Source organism: Okeania sp. SIO3B5 (assembly GCF_010692555.1).
Lineage (GTDB): Bacteria > Cyanobacteriota > Cyanobacteriia > Cyanobacteriales > Microcoleaceae > Okeania.
Window position 1 is genome coordinate 59,584 of record NZ_JAAHHG010000004.1, and the last position, 6,973, is coordinate 66,556.

General features: G+C 36.6%; 1 protein-coding gene. It reads right to left on the minus strand.

The genetic code is table 11. The features are described from left to right. Positions 1-185: 185 nt before the first annotated feature. Complete coding sequence (locus F6K54_RS01100; RefSeq protein WP_293073273.1) at positions 186-6,464, minus strand: AAA family ATPase; 6,279 nt, start codon at positions 6,462-6,464, stop codon at positions 186-188. Positions 6,465-6,973: the final 509 nt, after the last annotated feature.

The window sequence follows — 6,973 nt, forward strand, 5'->3', positions numbered from 1 at the left end:
GTCAGGAGTCAGGAGTCAGGAGTCAGTAGGGAAGAAAGAAGAAGAAGGAGAAAGTTTTTTTTATCACGCTATTATCCGGACATGATATAAGTATTCAACCGGACATGATATAATACCCATACAATCTTCCCTTCTGCCTTCTGCCTCCAGCATAGCTGCCTTCTTCAAGAGTTTAAGGAAATTGTTTACTGCAGGGGAAGAACGATTGTAAATTTTGTTCCTTTTCCAGGAGTTGAGGCCACATCAAGATTTCCTCCATGTTTCTGTTCAATAATTTGACGGGCGATCGCCAACCCTAAACCTGTTCCTTTCCCTACTGCTTTAGTTGTAAATAAATGGTCAAATATCTTGGCTCGAATTTCTTCATTCATCCCCTCACCATTATCAGCAATAGAAATTTTAACTCCTTGATTTTCTACTGAAGTTGTAATTGTAATTTGATTATTATTGGCCTCAATTTCTGCAAAACTTAAACCTATATTAAATTCGTCTAATGCATCAATAGCATTGGCTATAATGTTCATAAAAACCTGATTTAATTGACCGGGAAAACAATCAATTTTTGGTAAATCTCCATAATTTATAATTACTTCAATAGCAGGACGTTTTTCGTTAGCCTTGAGGCGATGTTTGAGAATTAAAATTGTACTATCAATACCTTCATGAATATTAAAAGGTACTTTATAATCTCGATCTGCACGAGAAAAAGTACGCAGAGAAGTACTAATATTTTTTAGCCTCTCGCAGGCTATAGTCATAGAATCAATTATTTTAGGTAAGTCTTCTAAACTATAATCCAAATCTATTTCTTCCGCATGGTTAACAATTTCATCGCTCTTGTTGGTCAAACTTTCTTGATATAGTTGTAAATGTTCAATAATATCTGCAATAGTAGGTTTAACTTGTTCGAGACTAGCAGAAATAAAGCCTAAAGGATTATTCATTTCATGACCTACTCCTGCCACTAAATTACCCAGTGCCGACATTTTTTCACTCTGGATAATCTGTAATTGAGCTTGTTGTAAATCATTCAATGCTTGCGCCAATGCTTGTGATTTTTGCTGTAAGGCAAGTTCAGCTTGTTTGCGTTCAGTAATATCTCGCATCACAACAACCGCACCGACTTTATTGTTCCAAGGATCGAAGATTGCTTGGCCACTTGCTAACAAAATTCTTTTAGCACCCTGCTTCGGCACAATTACCATTTCTGCATTTTCGACTATTTCTCCTTGCCAAGCACGAAACAGAGGAATTTCTGCAGTTGACAGGAGAGTTTGACCATCAGGTTGATAGAGAGCGAAGTGTTCTGCCCATTCTTCTGGCGGTAATGATTTTACTGGTAAGCCATGAAAATCACGAGTTGCTTGATTAAATAATATTAATTTACCACTAGCATCACAGACAACAATTCCATCTGTAATATTTTCAACGATCACATTTAAAAACTCTCGCTCTTTAGCTAGAGATGTTTCAGCTTTTTGAAGTTCTCGTAATGCGGTTTGTTGTTCGGTAATATCTCGTAGAATTGTTAAGCCATGCAATTTACCTTTATACATAAAAGGTACTGCTTTGACTTCAACATCAAAAAAACTACCATCTTTACGTCTACCAATTGCCTGAGTATAAAATTCTTTGCCTGCTCTTAAAGCTGTTAAATAGTTATCGAATAGATAAATATAATTTGGGTGTATAAAATCTGCTGGTGTTGTTTGGAACCATTCTTCTTGATCGTAACCATGCATCTGATAAATAGTTGGATTAGCTGCCACTAATTTTCCTGTTTCTAAATCGCAAATTGATAACCCATCATTAACGCTTTCAAAGATACTGCGATATTCTTCTTCCTTTTGAGCAATTTCTCTAGTTTTTTCTTGCTGTTGAGCGTAGAGTTTAGCATTTTCTAAAGATATGGCTGCTTGAGCAGAAAGTAAGTTAATTACTTGCAAACGTTCAGATGTAAAGACTCCAGAAGTTAAGTTATTTTCTAAATATAAAATCCCCACTAAATTTTCCTGATGAACCATAGGAATACAAAGCACGCTCTGGGGTTGATTTTTGAGCATATATTCTCCTATTAAACCGGGAATATTTGTTTGACAATTATTGATGAGAACTGTTTGTTGAGTATTTTTGACGTAATGGATAATTTTGATGGGAATATCTGGAGAATTATCTAATAATTGTGAAGCAAGAGTTGTTTGTATTTCCTGTTGAGAAACTAAAGTAATTGCTTTGACTTGCCAAGTACGATCTTGAGGCAGCATCAGCACAGCTTTTTTTGCACCAGAGTTTTCAATGATAATACGAGTCAGACTGGCAATGAGTTGCTCTAATTCCAGAGAAGAGGAAATAGCTTGAGCAGCTTTAAGTACAGAAGTAAAATCCAGAATATCGGAAATCTTATTGCTGCTAGTGCTATTAGTATAAGTTGATGATAACATCTGATTCAAACCAATAGTTTCTGTTGGCTTTAACTGGTGGCGTTGTTGTTGTAGGATGGGTTGGAGTAATTGGGGGTAAAGTTTTTCTAGCTCATCAGTTTTGGCTTTTGCTCCCCACCGAGCATAACAATAATATGCTTCTTGCATATAGCCTGCAGCCACTCTTTCTTTACTCCAATCTAAGTAAAATTTCGCGGCAAGTTCATTAGCGAGTGCTTCTTCTTGAATGTATTCGTTTTCTTTAGCTCCAGAAATAGCTTTGTCATATAGCTCAAGAGCTTTTGTTTTTTGTCCTAATACTCGGCATTTTTCCGCCTCCACCAAATCGACCTTATGTTGATAATTCATCGGAGCATAAGAAGCCCAGTTTTGCTGCATTTGAGCTTGATTCTGTTCTACTTGCTCGAATAGTTCTGCTGTTTCCTCTGATGATGAACTCAAAATGGCTAAAGCAGTCAAAGAATCATAGAAATAAAAAGCAGGTTCACCAACAGAACCCGTGCCTACTTCAAAATAAGGTTTAATCTCAACCGCATAATTTTGAGCTGACTCAATTTCGCCAAACAGGTAGCACAACATCAACTTCGATAAATAGAAGAAATACAACCCATATAAATCATTTGCTTCAAGCATTTGGGGCAATAATTCCGCTTCTTGAAGTGCTTCTCCAGATAATTTAGTCGGATGCTCTGCAGCACCCATCAAATTCAACGTAGACTGCCAATAAAGTCGGCAGTAATTAGCCGATGTCAATTGATTGAATTGCACCAAAGCCTTGCAGAAGGTGGACATTTCCTGTTGCAAGGTGGGCAGCAGTTCATTACACCAAAAAGAATCCAGGCAAAAAATGTGAGCCGTATATCCAGCAAACTCTACATTTCCAATCTCTAGGGCAGTGTCATAACCTTCTCGCGTAACAGGCAGCATTGTTCGCATATGGAATTTGCGGTGCAAAATACATGAACCTACCGCAGTTGCTACTTCTGGTTGAATAGCTTTGGCATTCAGCTTAGAAATAACCTGGAGTGCTAACTGACCAAACTTGACTCCAATATCAACATTGTGAAAGAGCTTGCAACAGATCAAGCCATAACAAGAATAACTGTATGCTGAAGCAGGTGTATTTCCGTATGCAATGGATAGCTTAATTGTGGTGCAAACCAATAAGGGAAACAGAGAGGGAGTAGAAAGATAAACAGCAGGCATAATACCGTTAGCAATCTGCACGATGGCTATTTGTTTGGCATCAGTCATCTCAGGCAGTTCTGCCAAGTCTTCAATATTTCGATCGCCAATTTGTCGCTCTATCTCGGCGATCGCCTGTTGAATATCGTCTTCGGTAGGGGTTTCCGGAAAGGTAACTCCCAATTTTTGTAAGAATTGTCGGGCAATAGCAACCGCTTGTGTCAGTTTATTCTGGGAAGCACTAGCTTGAATTTTAATTCGGTAAACATTCACTCGATCTAGTAAAGAGTGTGCCTGAGTAATTACCGTTTTAATAAACTTTTCCATTGCCTCAAAGTCACTACGAAGAAAAGCCAGTTCAGCCGCCAAGTTATGAAATGCTAAACTGACTTCATATTGCTGTTGCCAAGCTTTTTCTGTGAGTAAAGATAAACCTGTTTCAGCATATTCACTACCTGCTTGATAGGCAGTGACACTTCTTGCTTTGCGACAGGCAATTAGGTTGAGTTGGGCTAATTCTTCTCGCTCTGTTTGTTGGGTAATTAAAGAAGTTCCGTAATTTAATTGATTTACCAACTCAAAAATACGGTCAACTCTTGCTTCTGGGGAAATTTGTTGTAAAAGCAGTTGTCCTATGTTATAATGAGTCCTCTGTTTATGCTCATCAGGAATTAGGGAATAAGCCGCTTGCTGTACTCGATCGTGTAAGAATTTATATTTAGCTAATTGTTTACTGGTATTTTCATTTCCCACTGCCAAGCGATCGCTCTTTTCTCCCTGATAAAACTTATAAACTTCACTAATAGGCAAAATTAAACCTTCTTGTAAAGCTTTCCACAAATAAGTTGCCGTTTCTACCTCTGAGTTTTCCGAAACAATTGCTAAAGTTCCTAAATCAAACTGATTACCAATACAAGCTGTTAATTTTAGAGTCTTCTGGGTTGCCAATGGTAATTTCTCTAACTGCAACGCCATAAATTCTACAACGTCATCTGTAAGTGCTTGCTGAGTCACTTGGGTAATTTCACATTCCCAACAACCTAAATCAAAGTTAAATTTAATCAGTTCTTCTTGATGCAATGCTTTGAGAAATTGCGTGGTAAAAAATGGATTTCCTTCAGTCTTTTGATACACCAATTTAGACAGTGGTAGGGCTAATTTTTCTGTACATTTTAGTGTATCAGCTACTAACTTATTTATTTGTATTTGATTCAGCGGTGCTAAAGTAATTGTGTTGATTGTTGAGCCGATTTTTTCAATTTCATTCAAAGTCAATATTAGTGGATGTGCTGGATTAACTTCGTTATCCCTATATGCTCCGATTAAAAATAGATACTGTGTCTCAGTCATTAATAACTCAATTAATTTTAATGATGCTTGATCTGCCCATTGTAAATCATCTAAAAATATCACTAATGGATGTTCGGCACTGGTAAAAACTTGAGTAAATTTTTGGAATAATAAGTTAAATCTATTTTGAGCTGCTGTTCCTGATAATTCTGGTACTGGTGGTTGTTCGCCAATAATTTTTTCTAATTCGGGAATAACTTCAATAATTACCTGTCCGTTTTCTCCCACTGCTGATAATATTTGATTTTTCCATTGTTGAATCTGAGCCTTGGTTTCTGTTAATAATTGCCCGATTAAATATCGGAAGGCTTGTACAAATGCACTGAAGGGAATATTTCGTTGAAATTGGTCAAATTTGCCTTTAATAAAATAACCCCGCCGCTTCACAATGGGTTTATGAACTTCATTAACAACCGCTGTTTTACCTATGCCGGAAAAACCAGCTACTAACATCATTTCTGCCCCCCCCTTACTAAGGGATTCTTCTCCCCCCTTATTAAAGGGGGTATGGGGGGAATTACTGACTCTTTCAAATGCTTGAAGCAGGGTATCTATTTCAGTTTCTCGTCCATAAAGTTTGTCAGGAATAATAAAGCGATCGCTCACATCCCGTCGGCCAATTTCAAAGTCTTTGATCTGACCTGTTTCTTGAAGTTGAGTTACACAATTTTCTAAATCATATTTTAATCCTAATGTACTTTGATAGCGGTCTTCGGCATTTTTGGCCATTAATTTAGCCACAATTTCTGATAATACAGATGGAATTTCTGAATTAATTTCATTGACTAATGGCGGTGTTTTGGCAATATGACAATGTAGTAATTCCATGGGTTCGTTGGATTGAAAAGGTAATGATCCTGTTAATAATTCATAAAAAGTTACTCCTAAATAATAAAAGTCTGTACGATAGTCAATGCCTCGATTCATTCGGCCTGTTTGTTCTGGGGAAATATAAGCAAGTGTTCCTTCTAATACATTAGGATTGATTAATGTTTGAGTCTCTTTTGGTAATAAAGATGCTATACTAAAATCAATTAATTTAATTTCTTTGGTCTGGGGATTAATTAAAATATTACTCGGTTTAATATCTTTATGAATAATTCCCTCGCGATACAGGAATTCTAAGGCATTACACAGAGTAATTCCTACTTCTAAGAGCTCCATTAAAGATATTTTTTTTTCCTTTTTTACCGCCCATTCTTGAAGAGAAATACCGCCAAAATCTTCCATCACCAAGGCATAACCATTTTGATAAATTTCTAGGCTATAAGTTTGGATAATTAGAGGTGAGTCGAGATTTTTTGTAATAGTATATTGATTGCGAAATTGCACCAGTTCATTGAAATTAGGATAAGGATTTTTGAGCAGTTTGATAACTACAGGTAATTGGTTATTCTGGCCATACCCTCGATAAACTAGAGTTCTAGAACCATTGTAGAGTTCTTGGCTGATGTGATATGATGGAAGATTTACTCTGCTGCTAACCATACTGCTAAACCCCACTGATTTCTAAATTTATGGTTTAAAAATTTTTGAATTGGTTTACTACATCATAGCAAAAGCGATCGCAGTTAATATTTTGCCTAGCAATAGTTTCGTGGAATGGGCATCTTGCCCGTTGGAGATATTGATGATTTTAATAGTTTAATAGTTTTGTGGAATGGGCATCTTGCCCGTTGGAGATATTGATGATTTTAATAGTTTAATAGTTTTGTGGAATGGGCATCTTGCCCGTTGGAGATATTGATGATTTTAATAGTTTAATAACTTTGTGGAATGGGTATCTTGCCCGTTGGAGATATTGATGATTTTAATAGTTTAATAGTTTTGTGGAATGGGCATCTTGCCCGTTGGAGATATTGATGATTTTATATCATGTCCGGTTGAACAGTTATAAATAAACACTCAGAATTCAGAATTCAGAATTCAGAATTCAGGAGGGAAGAAAGAAGAAAAGAAGGAGAAAGTTTTTTATCACTAATTATCCGGACATGATA

What these genes read in the sequence shown, in the direction of transcription:
- F6K54_RS01100 (WP_293073273.1), bottom strand. Translation starts at nt 6,464, where the DNA reads ATGGTTAGCAGCAGAGTAAATCTTCCATCATATCACATCAGCCAAGAA.